General features: G+C 64.0%; 21 protein-coding genes and 1 tRNA gene. 11 read left to right on the forward strand and 11 right to left on the reverse strand.

Features of this window, described 5'->3' with window-relative positions; genetic code table 11:
• Both JHD73_RS07810 and JHD73_RS07815 read left to right on the forward strand, forming a co-directional pair.
• Complete coding sequence (locus JHD73_RS07810; RefSeq protein WP_199029445.1) at positions 1 to 1680, forward strand: diguanylate cyclase; 1680 nt, start codon at positions 1 to 3, stop codon at positions 1678 to 1680.
• 95 nt (positions 1681 to 1775) lie between these two features.
• Entirely contained in the window at positions 1776 to 2732 is a 957-nt protein-coding gene (locus JHD73_RS07815; protein WP_233176837.1) for an OmpA family protein, read from the forward strand.
• An 11-nt stretch (positions 2733 to 2743) separates the two neighbouring features.
• Here JHD73_RS07815 and JHD73_RS07820 read toward each other — a convergent pair whose 3' ends face one another.
• Entirely contained in the window at positions 2744 to 4555 is a 1812-nt protein-coding gene (locus tag JHD73_RS07820; RefSeq protein ID WP_199029449.1) for a chloride channel protein, read from the reverse strand.
• A gap of 4 nt (positions 4556 to 4559) precedes the next feature.
• On the reverse strand, positions 4560 to 4991 hold the full coding sequence (locus JHD73_RS07825) for a MarR family winged helix-turn-helix transcriptional regulator (protein ID WP_199029496.1): 432 nt from the start codon (positions 4989 to 4991) through the stop codon (positions 4560 to 4562).
• 238 nt (positions 4992 to 5229) lie between these two features.
• Between JHD73_RS07825 and JHD73_RS07830 the strand changes: the two genes are divergently transcribed.
• Together JHD73_RS07830 and dkgB are read left to right on the forward strand one after the other, a co-directional pair.
• Positions 5230 to 6432: an MFS transporter gene (locus tag JHD73_RS07830; protein ID WP_199029451.1), complete on the forward strand. Its 1203-nt coding sequence runs from the start codon at positions 5230 to 5232 to the stop codon at positions 6430 to 6432.
• Between the two features lie 21 nt (positions 6433 to 6453).
• Positions 6454 to 7260: a 2,5-didehydrogluconate reductase DkgB gene (gene dkgB, locus JHD73_RS07835; RefSeq protein ID WP_199029453.1), complete on the forward strand. Its 807-nt coding sequence runs from the start codon at positions 6454 to 6456 to the stop codon at positions 7258 to 7260.
• A 75-nt stretch (positions 7261 to 7335) separates the two neighbouring features.
• On the opposite strand, the gene JHD73_RS07840 is transcribed toward dkgB, so the two are convergent.
• The 9 genes from JHD73_RS07840 to JHD73_RS07880 all read right to left on the reverse strand — a co-directional run bounded on the left by JHD73_RS07840 (position 7336) and on the right by JHD73_RS07880 (position 16186).
• Positions 7336 to 8199: an ion transporter gene (locus tag JHD73_RS07840; protein WP_199029455.1), complete on the reverse strand. Its 864-nt coding sequence runs from the start codon at positions 8197 to 8199 to the stop codon at positions 7336 to 7338.
• Between the two features lie 84 nt (positions 8200 to 8283).
• Entirely contained in the window at positions 8284 to 9093 is an 810-nt protein-coding gene (locus JHD73_RS07845; RefSeq protein WP_199029457.1) for a TlpA disulfide reductase family protein, read from the reverse strand.
• Positions 9094 to 9260: 167 nt separating this feature from the next.
• Positions 9261 to 11120, reverse strand: a complete 1860-nt coding sequence (ilvD, locus tag JHD73_RS07850) for a dihydroxy-acid dehydratase (protein WP_199029459.1) — start codon at positions 11118 to 11120, stop codon at positions 9261 to 9263.
• 180 nt (positions 11121 to 11300) lie between these two features.
• On the reverse strand, positions 11301 to 11948 hold the full coding sequence (locus JHD73_RS07855; protein ID WP_306663027.1) for a LysE family translocator: 648 nt from the start codon (positions 11946 to 11948) through the stop codon (positions 11301 to 11303).
• A 71-nt stretch (positions 11949 to 12019) separates the two neighbouring features.
• A complete protein-coding gene (locus JHD73_RS07860) occupies positions 12020 to 12793 on the reverse strand; it encodes an AraC family transcriptional regulator (protein ID WP_233176839.1) in 774 nt (257 codons plus the stop codon).
• 183 nt (positions 12794 to 12976) lie between these two features.
• Positions 12977 to 13061: transfer RNA gene (locus tag JHD73_RS07865), tRNA-Leu, on the reverse strand.
• A gap of 70 nt (positions 13062 to 13131) precedes the next feature.
• On the reverse strand, positions 13132 to 14016 hold the full coding sequence (locus tag JHD73_RS07870) for an NAD(P)-dependent oxidoreductase (RefSeq protein WP_199029462.1): 885 nt from the start codon (positions 14014 to 14016) through the stop codon (positions 13132 to 13134).
• Positions 14017 to 14037: 21 nt separating this feature from the next.
• Positions 14038 to 15207 (reverse strand): ABC transporter substrate-binding protein, encoded by a 1170-nt coding sequence (locus JHD73_RS07875; RefSeq protein WP_199029464.1) that lies wholly within the window; start codon positions 15205 to 15207, stop codon positions 14038 to 14040.
• Positions 15208 to 15244: 37 nt separating this feature from the next.
• Positions 15245 to 16186, reverse strand: a complete 942-nt coding sequence (locus tag JHD73_RS07880) for a CysB family HTH-type transcriptional regulator (protein ID WP_199029466.1) — start codon at positions 16184 to 16186, stop codon at positions 15245 to 15247.
• Positions 16187 to 16336: 150 nt separating this feature from the next.
• Between JHD73_RS07880 and JHD73_RS07885 the strand changes: the two genes are divergently transcribed.
• From JHD73_RS07885 to cobA, 7 genes are all read left to right on the forward strand, one after another.
• On the forward strand, positions 16337 to 17110 hold the full coding sequence (locus JHD73_RS07885; protein WP_199029500.1) for a sulfite exporter TauE/SafE family protein: 774 nt from the start codon (positions 16337 to 16339) through the stop codon (positions 17108 to 17110).
• A 157-nt stretch (positions 17111 to 17267) separates the two neighbouring features.
• Positions 17268 to 18929 (forward strand): nitrite/sulfite reductase, encoded by a 1662-nt coding sequence (locus JHD73_RS07890; protein ID WP_199029468.1) that lies wholly within the window; start codon positions 17268 to 17270, stop codon positions 18927 to 18929.
• Positions 18930 to 18946: 17 nt separating this feature from the next.
• Complete coding sequence (locus JHD73_RS07895) at positions 18947 to 19495, forward strand: DUF934 domain-containing protein (protein WP_199029470.1); 549 nt, start codon at positions 18947 to 18949, stop codon at positions 19493 to 19495.
• Positions 19492 to 20307 carry a phosphoadenylyl-sulfate reductase gene (locus JHD73_RS07900; protein ID WP_199029472.1) on the forward strand — a complete coding sequence of 272 codons (816 nt, stop codon included), beginning with the start codon at positions 19492 to 19494 and terminating at the stop codon, positions 20305 to 20307. The genes JHD73_RS07895 and JHD73_RS07900 overlap by 4 nt, the downstream gene beginning before the upstream one ends.
• Positions 20308 to 20327: 20 nt before the next feature.
• Complete coding sequence (cysD, locus tag JHD73_RS07905; protein WP_199029474.1) at positions 20328 to 21287, forward strand: sulfate adenylyltransferase subunit CysD; 960 nt, start codon at positions 20328 to 20330, stop codon at positions 21285 to 21287.
• Between the two features lie 2 nt (positions 21288 to 21289).
• Positions 21290 to 22597 (forward strand): sulfate adenylyltransferase subunit 1, encoded by a 1308-nt coding sequence (locus tag JHD73_RS07910; RefSeq protein ID WP_199029476.1) that lies wholly within the window; start codon positions 21290 to 21292, stop codon positions 22595 to 22597.
• Between the two features lie 56 nt (positions 22598 to 22653).
• On the forward strand, positions 22654 to 23460 hold the full coding sequence (cobA, locus tag JHD73_RS07915) for a uroporphyrinogen-III C-methyltransferase (RefSeq protein ID WP_199029478.1): 807 nt from the start codon (positions 22654 to 22656) through the stop codon (positions 23458 to 23460).
• The last annotated feature ends 5 nt before the right edge of the window (positions 23461 to 23465 follow it).

Below are 23465 nucleotides of genomic sequence, written 5' to 3' on the forward strand. Positions count from 1 at the left end.
ATGGCTGGGCCCGCGCCTTCGCCGACATCAGCACTGGCCTCGTCCGAGCGCCGCCGCATTGCGCGCGTTGCACTCGTGGTGGCGGGCTTGGCCGTGGGCGTGGTGCTATGCGGATTTGCCGCCAACATGGTGGCCGATGCGATGGGCGCACGCGATGTACAGCAGATGGTGGATGCGCGCCGCCAGTTGGCTGCCCAGGTGGCCGAGGGCATGTCGAACCAGATCACCGCTGACGTGGCGCTGTTGCGTGCCATTCCGCAGACGCTCGCGCAGATCGATGCCGTTCCGCGTGCCGTGGATCGCGTCGACACGCGGCGCTGGAACCTGATGGACCAGGGCTCGCGCGCCAAGGAAGCGCTGGCGCATCCTGAAGTCGCGGATACCAGCGCGTTCCTGGGCACCGCCGCGGGTGATCTTGGGCTGGACTACGTGTGGGTCGTCAACCAGCGCGGCTACGTGGTGCTGGCCAACAACGCGAGCCATGCGGAATCGTTCCTCGGCGTGCAGTCGGCCATGCAGCCCTACATGAAGGAGGCAATGCTGGGTGGGCTGGGCGAGCAGTTCACCGTTGGCATGGTGACGGCCGTGCCGGGCTTGTTCTTTGCCGCGCCGGTGTATGACGATGCGGGCTATCTCGTGGCGGCGGTGGCCACCAAGGTGAGCCTTACGCGCCTGCAGCACTGGGTGTCGCATCCCACCTCGCTGCTGACGGATCCGAACGGGCTCATCATTCTGTCGACCGATGCTTCGCTTGTGGGCAAGATCCTGCCGGACTCACGCCTGCAGCATATGAGCGCAAGCGAGCGCTACAACGCGTATCAGCGTGTCGATTTTGATGTGTGGCCGTATCACCCAAGCGGACCGACGGCGCAAGCGCATCGCGACGTGCCTAACTGGGTGCCGGTCGAGGTGCGCAACGCACTGACCTGGCGTGATGGCGTTGCCACGCCTTCGCTGACCGTGTCGCGCAACGCGAGCGCTGACCTTACGATCATGGTGGCCGAGCCGCTGCTGGCGTGGTCTCAGCAGATGGCCAACCATGACCGCAACCGCGCGATCGGTTTCGCGCTGTTCGTGAGCGTGTTGCTGAGCTTTGTGCTGGTGGTGTGGTCATTGGTGCGTGAGCGGCAGCACCATCGCCTGACACGCCACTTGAACCAGCGGCTGCAGCGCACCAACAGCGCGCTCGCCAACGAGGCGCACTTCGACCACCTGACCGGTGTACTGACGCGGCGCCGCTTCCTTGCGCTGTTCGATACCGTGCTCACGCGCGCGCACAATCGCGGCGAGCCGCTCGTGCTGGTGCTGGCCGATCTGGATCATTTCAAGCGCATCAACGATACGTGGGGCCACGCGGTGGGCGACATGGCGCTCCAGCGCTTTGCTTCGCTGGCCACGGGGGCCTTGCGCAGCAGCGATCTTGTCGGCCGCCTGGGCGGCGAGGAGTTTGCCGTTGTGATGGGCCGTACCACGCTGGAGGAGGCCACCGAGGTGGCCGAGCGCCTGCGCGCCGCCGTGGCTGAACCCGACGATAACTTCCCCACCGGCCTGACCATGACCGTCAGCATGGGCATGACGGGCTATCGCACAGGCGACACCGCATCGGAGATGCTCAAACGTGCCGATCTGGCGCTGTACCGTGCCAAGGAGAGCGGGCGCAACCGGCACATCGCAGGTTAGGCAGGTTAAGGCGGCGTAACACAACGCAGCAGACAGCTTCCTATACTCGGCCGACGCGCCAGATGGCGCCTGTCGATCGTGCTCCGGAGGGAATCTTGTCGAATCGTCTGTCTGTATTGGCGGTGTTGCCGCTGTTGGTCGCCACCGCGCTGGCGCATGCCGCTGATATCAAAGGGTCCAAGGACCACCCGGCGCTGGGGCGCTTTGCCGGTGCCACCATCGCCGCCTACAAGGTGACCAGCTTTGACGAGGCGGTACTGCCCAACGCGCCCATCGAAGACGACAGCAATCCGAAGCTGCTCAAGACCGAAGGCAAGATCACCTACATCAGCTACCGGATTCCCGGCGACAAGAGCGCGCTGGAGATTACGCGCAACTACGAGCAGGCCCTGGCCAAGTCGGGATTCAAGGTGCTGTTCCAGTGTGCAAACGATGACTGCGGAAGGCGCTTCGCGGGCTACGTACACAACATGAATAAAGTCGCCCCGACTGGGTTTGGCGACGCCTCGTTCGGCCCGCCCCATCGGGCGATTCTGGCGCAGCGTGCGAATGCACAGGGCACCACCACGGTGTTCCTGCATGTGATGGAAGCCAGCACCTCGGGCAATGGCGGCGCGTACGTCTACGAGCAGGTGGTTGACGGGCAGGCCATGCAGACCGGGCAGGTGCAGCTGCTGGACGCATCGGCGCTGCAGAAAGCCCTGCAGAGCGATGGCAAGGTCGCGCTATACGGCGTCTACTTCGACACCGACAAGGCGACGCTCAAGCCGGAGTCGAAGGCGCAGCTCGACCAGATGGCGCAGTTGCTGAAGACGGCGCCTGCGCTCAAGGTGTTCATCGTGGGGCACACAGACAACCAGGGGCAGTTTGCGCGCAACCAGGATCTGTCGCAGCAGCGTGCGGATGCAGTGGTCAAGGCGCTGTCATCGCAATATGGGATTGCGGCAGGGCGCTTGTCGGGCAAGGGCGTGGCATCGCTGGCGCCCGTGGCCAGCAACGACGCCGAGTCCGGACGCGCGAAGAACCGCCGCGTCGAGCTCGTCCTCCAGTAAGCCGCAAGGCACTATCGTGGGGCCCGGCTGGCCCGCCGGCGCCTGAGCTCCAGCTGCGTGCGTGCGCCCGACAGTGGCGCACGGCGAAAGCGCTCGCGGCGCTGCTCTTCATCAAAGAATGCCAGTGACGGCTTGACCAGGTCGCTGCGCGACACGATGCCCACCAGCTTGCGCGCGTGTGAATCAGCCACCACGGGCAGCCGCTCCAGCCCGTGCACAGCCAAACGCGTGGCGACGATGCGGCAGGTTTCGTCCGGCAGTGCCATCACAGGTGCATTGGCGCCGAACAGTTCGGCAATGGCGGTTGCACCGCGTTTCTGGCTGGCCAGCAGGGCATCGCGATCCAGCATGCCGATCAATGCGCCGTCGCGAACGACGGGAAATGCGCGATGCGCCTGCGCCGCGCCAAAGTGCGCCATCAGTACGTCCGTGATCGAAGCGGTGGCTTCAATGGTTTGCACGGATCGCGTCATCACCTCGCTCACGGCGTGACGTTCGAGCGGGTCGACGGCGTATTCGCGATAGATGTGGAAACCGCGCCGCGCGATCTTCTCGGTCATGATTGAGCGAGGCATGGTCAGCACGACAAAACCGTAGGACACCGCCACCGCCAGCAGGACCGGCAACAAGGCGTTGACGTCTTGCGTAAGTCCGAAGGCAAAGACGATGGCCGTGAGTGGGGCGCCCAGCACGCCGGCCAGCGTGGCAGCCATGCACACGAGTGGCCACAGGCCCGGATCGCCGCCGGGCAGCACGGGGCCGATCAGCACGCCCAGGCCCGCGCCCATCATCAGCAGCGGGGCGAGCACGCCGCCCGAGGTGCCTGAGCCCAGCGCGATCACCCAGATGATGGCCTTGACCACCAGCAGCGCCAGCGCTACGCGGATGGCCAGATGGTTGTGCAGCAGATCGCCGATCACGTCGTAGCCGACCCCCAGCGCACGCGGCTCAAGGTATCCGCCAATGCCGACCGCCAGCCCGCCGATGGCTGGCCACCACATCCAGTGAATCGGCAGGCGGCCGAACAGGTCTTCTACCTTGTAGAGCGCCATCGACAGCGAGCGTGCCAGCGCACCGCACAGCAGCCCCGCGACCACGCATGAACCCAGCGCGGGCAGCGTTGCCGGTGCCGTCTCCAGCGGGAAGAGCGGACCCGTCTCCAGCACCAGCATGCGCAGGAAACCCGCGACTGCACACGCCACCGCCACCGGCAGCATGCTGCGCGGGCGCCATTCAAACAGCAGCAGCTCCACCGCCAGCAGCAACGCGGCCACCGGCGTGCCGAACACCGCCGTCATGCCCGCCGTGGCACCGGCCACCAGCAGCGTCTTGCGCTCAGCGGCGGTCAGCTTGAAGAACTGCGCGAATAGCGAACCGATTGCACCGCCGGTCATGATGATCGGGCCTTCTGCGCCGAACGGTCCGCCGCTGCCGATCACGATGCCCGACGATAGTGGCTTGAGCACGGCCACCTTGGGCGACATCTTGCTCTTGCCGAACAGGATGGCCTCAATGGCTTCGGGAATGCCGTGGCCGCGGATCTTCTCCGAGCCGAAGCGCGCCATGAGCCCGACGATCAGCCCGCCAATGACCGGCACTACGATTACCCACAGCCCCAGCGTGTTGGCCGCCGGCGAATGGTCCGCCAGCGACAGCGTCTGGAAGAAGAACAGGTTGGTGAAGAAGCGGATCAGGTTGAGCAGCGCCACCGCCGCCAGCGTGGCGAAGGCGGCGATGACAACCGCCAGCGCGGTGGTCCGAAAGAGTGTCGTGTCGGTCGCGAAGTCACGCCGATGCGCGTGTTCATGGGCGAGGATGTGCATGACGTTACAGCTCGGCGGATGGTTCGATCTGAGGAATCTTGAAAGCGCGGCTGAAGGCGCTCAGTTCGCTCTGGTGCAGCGCGGCCAGCAGGGCGACCAAGCGGTCGCCCTTTTTGGTGAGATGAACCTCGACCTGGCGCGCGTCGGCGTCACTCGGGCGGCGTTCGACCAGGCCTGCTTCCTCGCAGCGGGTGACCAGTGCCACCGTGCCGTGCGGCGAGGCCTGCAGACGCTCTGCCAGCTCACCAACGGTCGCCCATTCGCGTCTCGCATAGCCTTTGATGTGCAGCAGCAACTGATATTGCAGCGGCGTGATCCCCTCGGACTGGATCAGGTCTTCGGACGCGCGCAGGAAGCGGCGCAGGTGATAGCGGAAGTCGGACAGGGTTTCGAAATCCTGCTTGGACAGTGGGCGTGGTGTGGCGGGCGACATGATGTGGCGGTACGTTTTCGGTGAAATATATCACAGCATGACATATATAAAAAAGTGAAGGATAGGCCAATTGCAACGTGCCGGTGCCCTTGGATTGTTGATTGAGATTCAAGAGTCTTTCTTGTCAGACCGGGTTTATGCGCACGGGCAAAGCCAGCACACTGCGCACCATTCCCACGACGCCAAGCGGTCACCCCTGGGGTTATCGCCGTCCGCGTGCTGGTCTTAGGAGAGCACCAACATGAACCCAACCCCCCTTTCTACCGAGCGCACCCGCAGCAGCGCAGCGCTGCCGCTGCTTGCGCTCGCTGCCGGTGCCTTCGGCATCGGCACCACCGAGTTTTCACCCATGGGTTTGCTGCCCGTGATTGCCGACGGCGTGCATGTGTCGATTCCGCAAGCCGGGATGTTGATCAGCGCCTACGCCATCGGCGTGATGGTTGGCGCGCCCGTGATGACGCTGTTGCTTGCGCGCTGGCCCCGCCGGAAGGCACTGATCGCGCTGATGAGCATCTTCACGATCGGCAACTTGCTGTCGGCGGTTGCTCCGGACTACATGACGCTGCTGCTTGCGCGGCTCGTCACCAGCCTCAATCACGGCGCGTTCTTCGGGTTGGGTTCCGTTGTGGCGGCCAGCCTCGTGCCGCGCGAGAAGCAGGCAAGTGCGGTGGCAACCATGTTCATGGGCCTGACGATCGCCAACGTGGGCGGCGTGCCGGCCGCAACGTGGTTAGGCCAGATGATCGGCTGGCGCATGTCGTTTGCCGCTACGGCCAGCCTGGGCCTGATCGCCATTGCGGGGCTGCTTGCCGCGCTGCCCAAGGGCGAGGCCGGCAAGATGCCCAACTTGCGTGCTGAATTTGCGGTGCTGACGCGGCCTGTCGTGCTGGGTGCGCTCGCCACCACCGTGCTCGGCGCCGGTGCCATGTTCACGCTCTACACGTACGTTGCGCCAACCCTGGCGCAACTGACCGGCGCAACGCCTGCATTCGTGACGGCGATGCTGGTGCTGATCGGCATCGGTTTTTCGATCGGCAACATTGCAGGTGGCCGCCTGGCTGATCGCTCGCTCGACGGCAGTCTGATCGGCTTCCTGGTGCTGTTGATCGTGACGATGCTCGCCTTCCCCATGCTGGCCAAAACACACGTTGGTGCAGCCGCAGCGCTGCTGGTGTGGGGCATTGCCACCTTTGCCGTCGTGCCTCCTCTGCAGATGCGCGTGATGCGTGCAGCGGCCGAGGCGCCTGGGTTGGCATCGTCGGTCAACGTGGGCGCGTTCAACCTCGGCAATGCACTGGGTGCGGCGGCGGGCGGTGCGGCCATCTCCGCAGGCTTCGGCTACGCGGCGGTGCCGGTTGTCGGTGCGGTGATCGCGGCGGCAGGTCTCGCACTTGTCGGCTTGCAGGTCACGCAGCGTCGGACGCGTGTTGTCGTGAACCCTTAGTCTGATTCTACGGAGCACATGATGAACAAGATTCCCGCTTTCGGTCTCGGCACGTTTCGCCTGAAGGGCCAGGTTGTCATTGATTCGGTCCGCAATGGCCTTGAGCTTGGCTATCGCGCGATCGACACCGCGCAGATCTACGGCAATGAAGCCGACGTGGGTGCGGCGATTGCCGGCTCGGGCGTGCGTCGTGAAGATCTATTCCTGACCACCAAGATCTGGGTTGATAACTACGCGAAAGACAAGCTCGTGCCGAGCCTGGAAGACAGCCTCGCCAAGCTGCGCACGGACTATGTCGATCTCACGCTGATCCACTGGCCTGCACCCAACAATGGCGTGCCGCTCGACGTGTTCATGAACGCGCTGGCCGATGCCAAGGCCAAGGGCCTGACCCGGCAGATCGGTATCTCGAACTTCAACATCGCGCTGACGCAGCAGGCGATTGTCGCCGTCGGCAAAGACGCCATCGCTACCAACCAGATCGAGCTGAGTCCGTATCTGCAGAACCGCAAGCTCGTGGCATTCCTGCAGCGCGAGGGCATTCACGTCACGTCGTACATGACGCTCGCCTACGGCAAGGTGCTGGGCGATCCGGTGATCGGCGCGATCGCGCAGCGGCATCATGCGACGCCGGCTCAGGTCGTGCTTGCCTGGGCGATGCAGCTTGGCTACTCAGTGATTCCATCGTCGACCAAGCGCGAGAACCTCGCCAGCAACCTGCTCGCGCAGACGCTGCATCTGACGGACGACGACATGACCCAGATTGCCGCGCTTGAATGCAACGGCCGCGAAGTCTCGCCCGAGGGGCTCGCAGCGCAGTGGGACTGAACTTCGCATCGCGAGAGATATGAAAAGGCCAAGCAGTTGCTTGGCCTTTTTCTTTGCGCGTCGAGAATCGGCGTCTCAGGTTGTGTTCTTTCGAGCGATCAAATCTTCGGCCGCGCTTGTGCCGGATGCTTCCGTTGCGGTGACCACTGCGCCACAGTGCGGGCAACATGGTGGGGCGGCCTTGGTGGCCTGTTGCTGCGGTCGGTGGCGCTCCAGCGCGCCGGCCATCAGCTCAGCGCCCATGATGCCAGTCGGGAACGCGATAATGCCGTAGCCGAGCAGAATGGCGCATGACGTGATCAACCGCCCCAACGGTGTGTGCGGCGTGAGGTCGCCGTAGCCGGTTGTGCTCATCGTCACCGCTGCCCAGTACACGCCCACCGGGATGCTCGTGATGCCATTCTCTGGCCCTTCCACGAGATAGATCACCGTGCCGAGAATCACAGTGAGCACGAACATGACACCGATGAAGACAAAGATCTTGCGCCGAGCCCGGTTAAGCGCGCGAATGAGCGCATGCCCTTCCTCAAGATAGATCGCCAGTCCCAGGATGCGAAAGACGCGCAACAGCCGCAGCAGCCGCACATCGATCAGCGCGTGCAGCCCTGGGAAGAAGAAGGCGAGGTAGGTGGGCAGCACGGAGACGAGATCCACGATGCCGAAGAAGCTGCGTGCATAGGCCGCAGGCTTGGGCGCGGTGAGCAGGCGAAACAGGTATTCGGCCGTGAAGATGAGCGTGAAGGCCCACTCGGCCATATAGAGTGCACGGCCATGCGGCGCATGCAGTTCCTGCACGCTGTCGGCCATCACCACGAGCACGCTCGCAACGATCAGCACCAGCGCCGTGATATCGAGGGCGCGCTGGAATTTTGCAGAACCGGTGGCATCACGCGCCGCGTGGCGCAGCGTGCTCAGGGAGTGTCGGATGGAGGTTTGCATGCGCCTGAGTCTAGGAGGCGCGTTGATCGAATCCTATGGGACTTGTCCGATTCGGGTGCGAGAACGCTCCAGACTGCGCCCGTATCAAGGGGTGAGATGACCTTGTACCGCCTCCTTCAGACGCGCGGCCGTGATTTCGCCCATGTGCGAATCAACCAGTTTGCCCCGGGCATCGAAGAACAGCGTGGTCGGCAGCCCGCGCGAGCCGAAGGTCTGCATTGCTTCTGATAGCGGGTCGAGCAGCACGTGGTTGAACGACAGCCCCTGTTGCGCGAGGAACTGCTGCACGGTGGACGCCTGCTCGCCTTGATTGACCATCAGGAACACGACCCCAGGGTAGTCGGTTTGCGCCTGGGCGAGGATCGGCATCTCGCGCCGGCAGGGCGGGCACCAACTGGCCCACAGATTCAGCACAACGGGTTTGCCGATGGGCTTGTCGAACGACACGGCAGATCCGTCCATGCCTTCAAGCTGCAGCGCAGCCAATGATGGCGTGGCGCGTTGCAGCGTCGACGACGTGCCTTGTGCAGCGGCCCACGCCAGCATGCCGGCGGCAATACCCATCAAGGCAGGCCGGCGCAGCGCGCGCACATGGCGGGACTTCCAGAGAACGAACAGGATGGCGGCCGGCAGTCCGATCCACCAGTCGAACCCGCCGTCGCCGATCGCGAGGATGGACCTGGGCGTGGCAAGGTACTCTGGCCACCAGCGTGCGACATAGCCGAGGCGCGCGGCAATCAGGCCAGCGAATAGGGCGTCGAGCAACAGGCTGGCTGCCGTCTTGCGCGGGGTATTCGGTTCAGCGCGCTGCATCGATCGCGCAACGAGCCACGCGATCAAGGCTGCCAGCGCCACCACAATCACGTGCACTGAGAACGGGCCGATACTCATCATGGGGAATCTGCGGTCAAGGTAGGGAATGAGACGCTAGACAACGGCCGACTCGGGGAGTTCGGCGCGCGCACTTGCGACATCCTGTGGATGCTGCAACGGGCAACGTCCAAAGAAAAAGCCGCTCCGTAGAGCGGCTTCGAAAACCGGGCACAGAGCCCGTCGCCATATCAGTCGTCCAGCAGCGACAGGTCGCGCACGGCGCCCTTGTCGGCCGACATGACCAGCTTGGCGTACGCCTTGAGCGCCGCCGACACCTTGCGCGGACGTGCCTTGGCCGGCTTCCAGCCCTTCGCGTTCTGCTCTTCGCGGCGACGCGCCAGTTCTTCATCGCTCACCAGCACGTTGATCGTGCGGTTGGGGATGTCGATGCGGATCTTGTCGCCATCGCGCACCAGGCCGATGGCGCCACCCGCTGCCGCTTCCGGCGAGCAGTGGCCGATCGACAGGCCCGACGTACCGCCCGAGAAACGGCCGTCCGTCAGCAGCGCGCATGCCTTGCCGAGGCCCTTCGACTTGATGTAGCTCGTCGGATAGAGCATTTCCTGCATGCCGGGGCCGCCCTTCGGGCCTTCGTAGCGCACAATCACCACGTCGCCGGCCTTGACCTTGTCTGCGAGGATGTTTTCGACCGCTTCGTCCTGCGATTCGGTCACGTGAGCCGTGCCCTCGAACACCAGGATGCTTTCGTCCACACCCGCGGTCTTCACCACGCAGCCGTCGAGCGCAATGTTGCCCGTCAGTACGGCCAGGCCGCCTTCCTTCGAGAAAGCGTGCTCGTTCGAGCGAATGCAACCCTCAGCGCGGTCCAGGTCCAGGCTCGGCCAGCGCGTGTTCTGGCTGAACGCCACCTGCGTCGGGATGCCGGCAGGGCCTGCGCGGTAGAACGTCTGCACCGCCTCGTCCGATGTGCGAACGATGTCCCACTGGTCCAGGGCATCCTTCAGCGTGGGCGCGTGCACGGTCGGTGCATCGGTGTGCAGCTTGCCGGCGCGGTCCAGCTCGCCCAGGATGGCCATGATGCCGCCTGCGCGGTGCACGTCTTCGATGTGGTACTTGTTCGTGTTCGGTGCGACCTTGCACAGCTGCGGCACGACGCGCGACAGGCGATCAATGTCCTTCATCGAGAAGTCGATCTCGGCTTCCTGCGCAATCGCCAGCAGGTGCAGGATCGTGTTGGTCGAGCCACCCATGGCAATGTCGAGCGTCATCGCGTTCTCGAACGCCTTGAAGCCCACCGAGCGTGGCAGCACACGTTCGTCTTCCTGCTCGTAGTACTGGCGGGCCAATTCCACGATCCGGTGGCCAGCGCGCTTGAAGAGCTGTTCGCGGTCTGCGTGCGTGGCAACCACGGTGCCGTTGCCCGGCAGCGACAGGCCCAGCGCTTCGGTCAGGCAGTTCATCGAGTTGGCGGTGAACATGCCCGAGCACGAACCGCACGTCGGGCAAGCCGAGCGTTCGACTTCTGCGACTTCCTCGTCGGTGTACTTGCTGTCGGCGGCGATGACCATTGCGTCGATCAGGTCGAGCTTCTTGATCTCGATCGCCTTGGTAACCGGATTGGCCAGTCGCGTCTTGCCGGCTTCCATCGGGCCGCCCGACACGAAGATCACCGGAATGTTCAGGCGCATCGCGGCCATCAGCATGCCCGGGGTGATCTTGTCGCAGTTGGAGATGCAGACCATGGCATCTGCACAGTGCGCGTTGACCATGTACTCGACCGAATCGGCAATGATGTCGCGGCTAGGCAGCGAATACAGCATGCCGTCGTGGCCCATTGCGATGCCGTCATCCACGGCGATCGTGTTGAATTCCTTGGCGACGCCGCCCGCGGCTTCAATCTCACGCGCGACGAGCTGGCCCAGATCCTTCAGGTGCACGTGGCCGGGCACGAACTGGGTGAACGAGTTGACCACCGCGATGATCGGCTTCTGGAAGTCTTCGTCTTTCATGCCGGTGGCGCGCCACAGCGAGCGCGCACCTGCCATGTTGCGGCCGGCGGTGGAGGTTTTAGAACGGTATGCGGGCATTGTGGGTACTGAAGAAGGATCGATTGTGGGAGCGGGCCACGCGGATAAAGGCCCTCGCGCGCCCGTGCAATCAACCTCTTGAGCCGTGCCCGGGGCAAAGGGCCTCATTATCCCACGTCTATCGGGAGCGCTGTCTCCAGCCAAGGTTCTTGCGCCTCAGCGCAAAATGCTTCGTGAGGCTTAGCGCCGGAGGAGGGCAATCATGACGCCCAGCGCGAGCAGAATCAAAACAACTCCCGAAATACGCTCCAGCCAAGGCAGCGTCTGCGCGAAGCGTCGCAATACGGCCTGGTTACCGATCAGGATGGCGATCAGCATGTCCCATAGCAGCACTGCACTGAACATCCACGTGCCGTAGACTAGCTTCCAGCCAACGCTGGCGTGCGGCCCGCTCAGCATTGCGGCCAGGCTCGCGTAGAACAACGCGTTTTTCGGATTGAGAATGCCCGAGAGAAAACCCGCGCTGGCCGCACGCAGCCACGCCACAAGCGGTTGCGTGAGGGCTGCGTGACGGCCCGAGACCGACACCTGCAGCGTGCTGTTACCGGCATGGCGCACGAACTGCACACCGAGATAGAGCAGGTAGACACATCCGGTCACTTGCAGCGCAACGAACAGCATTGAGTCAGGCCGAAACGCAGCCGTGCCGGTGAATGCGGCAACGATGAACACGCCGTTGGCCAGCGCAATACCCATGCATGTACCACTGGCCACGCACCATCCGGCTGATAGTGAGGTTCGGGCGATCAGGAAGAAATCCGGTCCCGGAGATAGCAGCGCGAGAAAATGCACTGCGGCAATGATCAGGAACTGCTCCATCTGGGGCATACGTGCGAGTCGTTTTTCGCAGTGTGCCGACCGCGGCGTTTCCTGTATTGAAGGAAATTGCAATCGTGGCGTTATGGGCGAAAGCTGCCTGGCGTCGCGCCCGCATGCGCCTTGAAGACCCGTTGAAAGTGCGCTTGATCGGCAAAACCCAGGTGTTGAGCCACGTCGGAGAGGCTGTTCCCGGCGCGTATCGACTCCCTGGCCAGGTTAATTCTGTGATTGAGTTGCCAAGCATGCGGCGTCATGCCCGTGACGGCGCGGAAGGCGCGAATTGTTTGATAGCGGCTCAAATCTGCCAGGCGCGCCAGCGTCTCCAGGGGCGTGCTGGCAGCAGGCGCTGCCCGTAGGCAGTCCAGTGCGGGTTCGATCTGCTTAGCCAAGTGCGTGGGAATGCAGGGCGTCTCGATGCGCAAGCCTTGCTCGGTGTCGCAGTCGCCAATGAACTCGACTAGCGCCGCTTCCTTGTCGCATGGGCTGGCTTTGGAGAACAGCAACGCGTTGAGCTGACAAAAGCGCGCATAGACCGTTGGCGCGGTAACGATGTGCACGGACTCGGCGTCGACGGGGTTGGCCTGGGCATACTCTCGCCTGAGCGCGCTGAGCCAGTCAGCATCCAGGTGCAGCATCTGGTAGCTCCACGCCGTGTTGGGGGCCGGATTGCAGGCATGTACGCGAGCGGCGGGCACGAACACCAGCGTGCCGGGATGCAGCGCGACTGGGCCATCGGCCGCGCCAGTGAATATGCTGCTGCCGTCATCGACCGCCCCGATAGAGAAGGTCGGATGGCAGTGCGGCTTGTAGCAGGCACGGCTATGGCAGGCGCGGCGGCTTTCGACGAATGGCATGGCAGGGTCATGCCAGAATGCCTGGGTCGAATCGCGACTCGGCTTCGTGTGCAATGGGCTGGCTGGCATATCGGGGGCCTCGACGAGGTGGGTCGTGTTTCGTGACAACGGCGCGTGTGGCCCAGCGACTCCCTGCTCAGAATGAAAAAGCCGCTTCTGAATGAACAGAAGCGGCTTCGAATCTGGTGCCCGAGGCCGGAATCGAACCGGCACGCCTTGCGGCGGGGGATTTTGAGTCCCCTGCGTCTACCAATTTCACCACTCGGGCAGGTACAGCTGAGCCGCTAATTATGCCAGAAGTCTGGCCAGCCAAACAAGGCGGGCTGGGAAGGGCGCGGTCAACCCGCTTTTTGCGCGTTCTGCAGCTCAAGCACGCGCAGCAGCGATGCCGTATCGTCATACCCCCAGCCGTTAGCGACCAGCGTGTTGAGTTGCGAGGCCACCAGCTCCATCGCTGGCATTTGCAGACCCAGTTCCTGGGCAATTTCACGCACGAGGCCGAAATCCTTGTCGTGCAGGCGCGCTTCGATGCCGGCGGCAAAGTTGCGCTCCGCCATCTTCGGCCCTTCCATGTCGAGCATGCGGCTGCCGGCAAAGCCTGGCCCAATGGCGGCCAGCACGCGCGACGGATCGGTGCCCTGGGCGCGCGCAAACAGCATGGCCTCGGCAATGCCCTGGATGTTGATGACCTGCACGATCTGGTTGCACGCCTTGGCAACCTGGCCCGAACCATGGCCGCCGATGTAGGTGATGGTGGTGCCTAGCAGTTGCAGCAACGGGCGCACGCGTTCGAGCACCTCCGGCTTGCCGCCCACCATGATCGACAGCGTGGCCTTCTGCGCGCCACCGGTGCCGCCGGAAACAGGCGCATCCAGGAACTCCAGCCCTGCGGCTTCCAGCTCGGCCGCAATGCGGCGCGTGGCCACGGCGGAGATTGTGCTGTGGTCGATACACACCGCGCCGCGCGGCGCACCGTTGACAACGCCATCGGGCCCCAGCAGCACGCCTTCCACATCGGCGGTGGAGGTGACGTTGGTAAAGATAACCTCCGTGTCGCGGGCCGCCTCAGCGGGTGTGCTGCACGGTTCGGCGCCAATGGCGCGGGCGTTGTCGACGGCTTCCGGGCGGCGCACGTAGGCGCGCACGGTGTGGCCGGCGGCAATCAGGTGCTGGACCATCGGCGTGCCCATGTTGCCGAGGCCGATGAAGGCGATACGTGTCATGGCGAATCTCTACGTGTTGATCTAGCGCGGGCCCGCGTAAGCGAAGCGGCTGTTCTTGATGATGCCCATCACGCGCGAGCGTTGGTCGAAGCCTTGGTGATCCTGGGCATTCAGGTTCAGCACGCCATTGGGCACGGTCAGGTCGCGCGTGGTTTCCAGCGCGTCGCGCAGGGCGGCGCGGAAGGCTGGGGTGCCGGGTTGTGCGCCGGTCTTGAGCGCACGGGCCGTGGCGTTGTCGAGCAATTGCCAAGCGCCCCAGGCATCGCCCGCAAACTGGGTGACGCTGTTCGGGCCGTACTTGGCTTCGTAGCGATCGGCAAATTCCACCGCCACCTTGCGTACCGGATGGCTGGCCGGCAGTTCGCGGGCGACGACCACCGGGCCGGTCGGGAAGAGGGTGCCTTCAACATCCTTGCCGCCCACCTTCAGGAACTCCGTGCTGGCAATGCCGTGCGTCTGATAGATGCGGCCCTTGTAGCCACGCTCGACCAGCGTGCGCTCAGGCAGGGCAGCCGGCGTGCCGGCGCCGGCAATCAGGATGGCGTCGGGTTTGGCGGCCATCAGCTTGAGCGCCTGGCCGGTGACGCTGGCGTCCGTGCGGGCAAAGCGCTCGTTGGCGACCACCTTCAGCTTGCGCACCTCGGCCAGCTTGGAAAACTCGCGCCACCAGCTCTCGCCATACGCATCGGTAAAGCCGATAAAGCCCACCGTGTGCACGCCGCTGTCGGCCATGTGCTGCGTGACGAGCGTTGCCATCTGCGAGTCGTTCTGCGGCATCTTGAAGGCCCAGCGGCGCTTGGCGTCCTGCGGCTCGACGATGGAGGCGGAGGCCGCCAGCGTGATCATCGGCGTCTGTCCTTCAGCCACGGCATCGAGCGCGGCTAGCGCCGTCGGCACAATCGTCGGGCCGACGATCACGTCCACCTTGTCTTCGGCGATCAGCTTGCGCACGTTGCGCACCGCCATCGACGGGTCAGACGCATCGTCCAGCACGATCACCTGCGCGCGCTGCCCGCCAATGGTGGCAGGCCACATCTGCACGGTGTTCTTGCTGGGGATGCCGATGGCCGCAGCCGGGCCGGTGGTCGAGAGCACTACACCCACACGGATGTCAGCTTGGGCAGGAAGGGCAAGGGCGGCAGCGCTCGCAAAGAGCGCCATGCCGCACAGCAGACGGCGTCGTGTGGTCATGGAATCTCCGGAAAATTCAGGCCGTGTGACAGGCAATTCAGAGTTCGTAGGCTTCGTGCTCACCGGACATCAGTTGCTCGACCAGCTTGCGAGTGAGCGCCGGCGCAAACAGCTCGATGAAGGTGTAGACGAATCCACGCAAGTACGCGCCCTGCTTGATGCCCAGGTGCGTGACATTGGTGCCGAACAGGTGGCCGGCGGGAATCGCACGCAAGTTGCGGTCGCGCTCGGGGTCAAAGGCGACGCCGGCCACGATGCCCACGCCCAGGCCCACTTCCACGTAGGTCTTGATGACGTCGGCGTCGATGGCCTCCAACACGATGTCCGGCTTGATCTGGCGTAGTTCGAAGGCGTGGTCGATCTTGGGGCGGCCGGCAAAGTGCTGGTCGTACGTGATGAGCGGATAGCCCTTCAGGTCTTCCAGCGTCAGGTGCTGGCGCGAGAGCAGTGGGTGGTCGGGTGGCGTGACCACCACGTGTTGCCATTGGTAGCCGGGAATCGAGATCAGGTCCTTCACATGCGACATGCCCTCGGTGGCGATGGCGATGTCGGCCTGGTCGTGCAGCACCATCTCGGCGATCTGTGCGGGTGTGCCCTGCTGGATGGAGAGGCGCACCTTTGGGTACTTGCGCGTGAACTCGGCAATCGCGCGGGGCAGGGCGTAGCGCGCCTGCGTATGTGTGGTGGCGATTGTGAAGTTGCCTTGGTCCTGGGCGGCGTAGTCCTTGCCGACGCGCTTGAGGGTTTCAACTTCCTCCAGCACGCGCTCGACTGAGGCCAGGATCCGGCGGCCCGGCTCCGTGAGACCCCGGATGCGCTTGCCATGCCGTGTGAAGATGTCGACACCCAGTTCCTCTTCCAGCTCGATGATGGCCTTGGAAACCCCTGGCTGTGACGTATAGAGCGCTTTTGCGGCCTCGGTCAGGTTGAATTTCTGCCGCACGGCTTCGCGCACGAAGCGGAATTGGTGGAGGTTCATAGCTGCGCGGTCGATATAGAAGAACGAGAGCGATCTGATCGCTACTTATAACCGAGACCATATAAACAAACAATTTTTTATTGGTTTGGGATATGAGGCGGCGTCATTACGATGCTCGAACTCCGTGATAACACGCCCTCACTGTCCCCCATGACGCTCGCCTATACGGTTTCCGGTTTGCTGGTCGGCCTGTTGGTCGGCCTGACGGGCGTTGGCGGCGGTTCGCTGATGACGCCGCTGCTGACGCTGATGTTCGGCTTTTCGCCGGCCACCGCCGTGGGCACGGACTTGGCGTTTGCGTCGCTGACCAAGGGCGTGGGCACGATCGCGCACCGCAGCCACGGTCACATCCGCTGGGACATCGTCAAGCGCCTGTGCCTGGGCAGCCTGCCTGCTGCGCTCGTCACGGTGATCGTGCTGAAGAACGCTGGCAACCTCGATGCCGAATGGATGCACCTCATTCGCCTGACGATCGGCGTGTCGGTCATCCTGACGGTGATTTCGCTGCTGTTCCGCCAGCGCGTGCTGGGCTGGTTGGCCGCCAACCCGCGTTACCGCCTGCAGGGTTCGGCGTTGGCCGTGGCGACGATCGTCGTTGGCGTGGTGCTGGGCGTTCTGGTGACGGTGTCGTCCATTGGCGCTGGTGCCGTGGGCGCGACGCTCATCCTGATCCTGTACCCCGAATTGAAGAGCGCCGAAGTGGCCGGCACCGACATCGCCTACGCCGTGCCGCTGACCGCCGTGGCGGGCCTCGGTCATATGTACCTGGGCACGATCGACTGGAATCTCCTGGTGTCGCTGCTGGTGGGCTCCATCCCGGGTATCTGGCTGGGCGCCCGCCTGTCCAAGAATCTGCCGGAGCGTCTGGTGCGCGGCGCGCTTGCCGCCACGCTGACGGTCACGGCCATCAAGCTGGTGTCGTGATGCGTGAAACCATGCAGGCGCCGCTTGTGATTGTGATGTGTTGCCGCCGTCGTCGCTGCCTTCGCTGAGAAGGCCCCAGCCGCAACACAACGAACGCTTTCCCCCAATTGAATTGCACGCCGGGCGCCACGCTGGCCCGGACTGAACAGTCAAAGCCATGTACCAATACGACGCTTACGATCACCGCCTCGTCGCCGACCGCGTTGCGCAGTTCCGTGACCAGGTGCGCCGCCGCATTTCGGGTGAGCTGACGGAAGAGGAGTTCCTGCCGCTGCGTTTGCAGAACGGCCTGTACTACCAGCGTCACGCCTACATGCTGCGTGTGGCGATTCCGTACGGCCACCTGCGTGCCAACCAGATGCGCATGCTCAGCCATATCGCCGCCGAGCATGATCGCGGCTATGGCCACTTCAGCACGCGCCAGAACATCCAGTTCAACTGGATCAAGCTGGAAGAGGTGCCGGACATTCTGGCCAAGCTGGCCTCGGTGGAAATGCACGCGATCCAGACGTCCGGCAACTGCATCCGCAACATCACGACCGACCAGTTTGCCGGCGTGGCGGCAGATGAGTTTGTCGACCCGCGTCCGCTGGGCGAGATCCTGCGCCAGTGGTCGACCTTTATCCCTGAATTCGCCTTCCTGCCGCGCAAGTTCAAGATCGCCATTTCGGCCACGCGCGAAGACCGTGCCGTGACGCAACTGCACGACATCGGCGTGTACGCATATGAAAAGGACGGCCAGACGCTGCTGCGCATCCTGGCCGGCGGCGGCATGGGCCGCACCCCGATCCTGGGCGCGGTCATCAAGGAAGACTTGCCGTGGCAGCACATGCTGTCGTACATCGAAGCCGCCGTACGCGTGTACAACCGGTACGGCCGCCGCGACAACAAGTACAAGGCGCGCATCAAGATTCTCGTGAAAGCGATCGGCGCGGAAGAGTTCGCTCGCCAAGTGGAAGAAGAGTGGCAGCACATCAAGGACGGCCCGTCGACCATCCCGCAGGCCGAGTTCGACCGCGTGGCCAAGGATTTCGCACCGCCTGCCTATGAAAAGCTGGCCGACACCGACGCTGCTTACGAGAAGGCATTGCTGGAGAACAAAGCGTTTGCGCGCTGGGTCAGCCGCAACGTGCATGCGCACCGCGTGCCGGGCTATGCGTCGGTCACGCTGTCGCTGAAGCCGGGCGTGGCACTGCCGCCGGGTGACGCCACTGCCGAGCAGATGGCGCTGGTGGCCGACTGGTCCGAGCGCTTCGGCTTTGGCGAGCTGCGCGTGGCGCACGAGCAGAACCTGATCCTGCCGGACGTGAAGAAGCACGACCTGTTTGAACTGTGGCAACTGGCCAAGGAACACGGCATGGCCACCGCCAACATCGGCCTGCTGACGGACATGATCGCTTGCCCGGGCGGTGATTTCTGCTCGCTGGCGAATGCCAAGTCGATCCCCATTGCACAGGCCATTCAAGCGCGCTTTGACAACCTCGATTACGTGTACGACTTGGGCGATCTGTCGCTCAACATCTCGGGCTGTATCAATTCGTGCGGCCACCACCACGTGGGCAACATCGGCATCCTGGGCGTCGATAAGCACGACGAAGAGTGGTACCAGGTGTCGCTGGGTGGCGCGCAGGGCAACGATTCGGCGATCGGCAAGATCATCGGCCCGTCGTTCAAGGCCGAAGAGATGCCCGACGTGATCGAACGCATCATCGACACCTTCGTCGCCAACCGCACGGAAGACGAGCTGTTCATCGATACCTACAACCGCATCGGCATGGCCCCGTTCAAGGAACGCGTGTATGCCCGTGAAGAAGCCTAACGCCGAGGGGAACGAACATGAGCAAGATCATCAAGCTGCAAAACGGTGCCCCGCAAATCGTGGCCGATGACTGGACTGTGCTGCGAACACCCGAGGGTGGCGAACTGACCCAGGCTGACGTGGACGCCGCCGCGCACGCCATCGTGCCGCTGGCCTTCTGGCAAGCCAACCGCGACGCGCTGCTTGGTCGCGCTCGTGCCGGCACGCTGGCTGTGTGGCTGGCCCCGGACGACGAGCCGTTCGCCCTGGAAGCCGATCTGCCGAGCCTGCCGCTGGTGGCGGTGGACTTTCCGGTCTTCCGCGATGGTCGGGGCTACAGCACGGCGTTCCTGCTGCGCCAGCGTCTCGGTTTCACGCGTGAACTGCGCGCCATTGGCGACGTGCTGCGCGATCAGCTCGACTACATGCGCCGTTGCGGCTTCGACGCCTTTGCCGTGCGCGCTGACAAGAACATTGACGACGCGCTGAACGGCTTTGGCGAGATCAGCGTGCGCTACCAAGGCGCCATCGATGAGCCGCGTCCGCTGTTCCGCCGCGAGCGCGCAACCGAGGCGAACGCAGCATGAGCGATCTGCAAGAAGCCGCTGTGTCCGAAGTGCCGGTGTCCGCAATCGGGCGCCCGGTGCTGTGGACGCGCCCCGTCTACACCGGGACCGCCGAAGCACTGGCCGCCAAGGAAGCTGCGCTGTTCGCGTGCCTGGCCGAGATTGCCGCCAAGCACGGCGTGGCAAAGTTCGCCACGAGCCTGGCCGCCGAAGACATGGTCGTGACGGATGCCATTCTGCGCAGCCCTGAGGCTGTGCGCGTGCACCTGCCGATCTTCACGCTGCAGACGGGTCGCCTGCATGCCGAAACGCTGGCGATGCTCGACCGTATCCGCGAGCACTACGGCGTTGCGATCGAGCAGTACGCACCAGACGCCCGCGCAGTGGAAGCCTACGTGCGCGACCACGGCCTGAACGCGTTCTACGACAGCATCGAGCTGCGCAAGGCCTGCTGCAATATTCGCAAGGTGGTGCCGCTGAACCGAGCGCTGAAAGATGCGGATGCGTGGCTGACCGGCCAGCGCCGCGAGCAGGCTGTCACCCGTGCCGACCTGCCGTTTGCTGAGGACGACGTCGCTCGCGGCATCGCCAAGTACAACCCGCTGTTCGACTGGTCCGAGCCCGAAGTCTGGGCCTACCTTGAACAGCACAACGTGCCCACCAATGCGCTGCACGCCAAGGGCTATCCCAGCATCGGCTGCGAACCCTGCACGCGTGCGGTGCGCGCCGGTGAAGACGTACGCGCCGGCCGCTGGTGGTGGGAATCGCGCGACAGCAAGGAATGCGGTCTGCATGTGACAAATTCGGCGACGAACTTGTCGCAAAAGAATTGAGCGAAAGCGAAGGAAGAATCATGGGAGTGATGAGCGAGATCCCCGGCACGGCAGCATTCAACATTGAGCCCGTGCAGAACGAGCACCTCGACTGGCTGGAAGCCGAGTCGATCTACATCATCCGCGAGGTGGTGGCCGAGTGCCGCAACCCGGCGCTGCTGTTCTCCGGCGGCAAGGATTCGATCGTCATGCTGCACCTGGCGCTCAAGGCCTTCCGCCTGGGTGATCGCAAGATCGAACTGCCGTTCCCGTTGGTGCACATCGACACGGGACACAACTACCCGGAAGTGATCCAGTTCCGCGACCAGCGCGTTGCTGAGTTGGGCGCACGCCTGGTGGTTGGGCATGTGGAAGATTCCATCAAGCGCGGCACGGTTCGTCTGCGCAAAGAGACCGATTCGCGGAACGCCGCACAGGCCGTCACACTGCTGGAAACCATTGAATCGCACGGCTTCGATGCCCTGATGGGCGGCGCCCGCCGCGACGAAGAGAAGGCCCGCGCCAAGGAGCGCATCTTCTCGTTCCGCGACGAATTCGGCCAATGGGACCCGAAGGCTCAGCGCCCGGAGCTCTGGAGCCTGTACAACGCCCGCATGTCGCAAGGCGAGCAGATGCGCGTGTTCCCGATCTCCAACTGGACGGAGCTCGACGTGTGGCAGTACATTGCCCGCGAAAACCTCGCCCTGCCGCCGATCTACTACGCGCACGAGCGCGAAGTCGTGCGCAAGAACGGTCTGCTGGTGCCGGTCACGCCGATCACCCCCAAGGCCGATGGCGACGAGAGCGAAGTCCTGTCGGTGCGCTTCCGCACCGTGGGTGACATCAGCTGCACGTGCCCGGTGGCGAGTACTGCCGCTACGCCGGCCGAGATCATCGCCGAGACGGCCATCACCGAGATCACTGAACGCGGCGCCACGCGCATGGACGACCAGACGAGCGAAGCCTCGATGGAAAAGCGCAAGAAGGAAGGATATTTCTGATCATGGGCAATCAAACATCGCACCAAGGCCTGCTGCGCTTCATCACTGCCGGTTCCGTCGACGACGGCAAGAGCACGCTGATCGGCCGTCTGCTGTACGACAGCAAGGCCGTGCTGACCGACCAGCTGCAAGCGCTGGCCCGCGCCAAGAACAAGCGCACCGCAGGGGAGCAGATCGACTTCTCGCTGCTGACCGACGGCCTGGAAGCCGAGCGTGAGCAGGGCATCACGATTGATGTGGCGTACCGCTATTTCTCGACCGCGCGCCGCAAGTTCATCATTGCGGACACACCGGGCCACGAGCAGTACACGCGCAACATGGTGACGGGCGCCTCGACTGCGCACGCCGCCATCATCCTGATCGACGTCACCCGTGTGACGACCGTTGATGGCAAGGCTGAATTGCTGGCCCAGACCAAGCGCCATTCGGCCATCGTCAAGCTGCTCGAACTGCAGCACGTGATCGTGGCCGTCAACAAGATGGACCTGGTCGACTACAGCGAAGCGCGCTTCAACGAAATCCGCGCCGCCTACGACGCGCTGGCTGCGCAACTGGGTTTGAAGGACGTGCGCTACGTGCCGGTGTCGGCCTTGCGCGGCGACAACATCGTGCACGCGTCTGAAGCCATGCCGTGGTACCAGGGCGAGCCCCTGCTGGCGCTGCTTGAGGACCTGAAGGTGGAAGAGGCCGCCCCGGTGGGCGACGATGCGTTGCGCTTCCCGGTGCAGCTCGTGGCGCGCCAAGACGGCTCGCAGGCCGATGACTTCCGTGGTTACATGGGCCGTGTGGAAGCCGGTACCGTGCGCGTCGGCCAAGCCGTGCGCGTGCTGCCTGCCAACCGCGAGACCACGGTGGCCGAAGTGCTGACGCCCAATGGCGCCGCCGATTCCGCAGGCCCCGGCGAGACCATCACCGTCCGCTTGGCCGACGACGTGGACATCTCGCGCGGCGACACCATCGTCGCCACACCTACTACGGCTGCCAACGCCGTCAAGAAGCTGCACGCCGATCTGTGCTGGTTTGACGAACACGAACTGAACCCGGCCCGCAAGTACGTGCTCAAGCACACCACGGCCACCGTGTTCGCCCGCGTGTCGGAAGTCGAGCGCGTGCTGGATGTGCACACGCTGTCGCATGAAACCGGTCGCAAGCAGATCGCGCTGAACGATATCGGCACGGTCAACATCAGCCTGCAGAAGCCGATCGTGTGCGATGCGTATGGCGATAACCCCGCCACCGGCGCATTCATTCTGGTGGACGAAGCCACGCACCATACGGTGGCGGCTGGCATGATCCGTGCGTTTTCCTAATAAAAAAGGGGCGCAGTCATTGCGCCCCGCAGGGAAAAGCAAAGGAAGCTAGGCAAATGGAAGCGAAGACCCCCAAGACACTCGGCCGCGTGAGCCTGATTGGTGCGGGCCCCGGCGCTGCGGATCTCATCACGGTGCGTGGTGCACGCTTGTTGAGCGAAGCCGAGGTCGTACTCCACGACGCATTGGTCTCGCCCGAGGTCTTCCAGTACTGCCCGCAGGCCGTGCTGATTGCCGTCGGCAAGCGCTGCGGCAAGCGCTCGACCGCGCAGCGCTTCATCAACCGCCAACTCGTCGACTTGGCGACCAAATACCAGCGCGTGGTGCGCCTGAAAGGCGGCGATCCGATGCTGTTCGGCCGTGCCGATGAGGAGTTGCAGGCCCTGGAGCAGGCCGGTATCGACTACGAAGTCGTACCCGGCATCACGGCGGCCCTGGCAGCGGCTTCGGCCATTCGCCAGCCGCTGACCAAGCGCGGCGTGGCTCGCAGCGTGGCGTTCGTCACGCAGGCCAAGGCCGCTGATCCGGACACGCCGCAGTCCGAGAGCATTACGCCTGAACCGGCTGCGCAAGCGGATTCGCTCGTCTACTACATGGGCCGCGACCAGGCCGCTGGTATCGCGGCGGACTTGATCGCCCGTGGCCGCGCACCATCGACGCCCGCATGGGTGGTCGAGGCCGCTACCACGCCCGAGCAGCGCTCGGCGTGCTTCACGCTGCAGCAGATGGCCGATGGCGCTGCGGCTGCGTGGATCAATCCGGAGCACCCCAGCCTGCTGATGATTGGCGACGCGTTTGCCGCGCGTGCAACCAACGCTGCGCCGGAAGTCTTTTCCAGCGCGCCCCACGTCCTGGCAGCCTGAGCATC

The sequence above is a fragment of the Ralstonia sp. ASV6 genome (assembly GCF_016429285.1).
Taxonomy (GTDB): Bacteria; Pseudomonadota; Gammaproteobacteria; order Burkholderiales; family Burkholderiaceae; genus Ralstonia; species Ralstonia flaminis.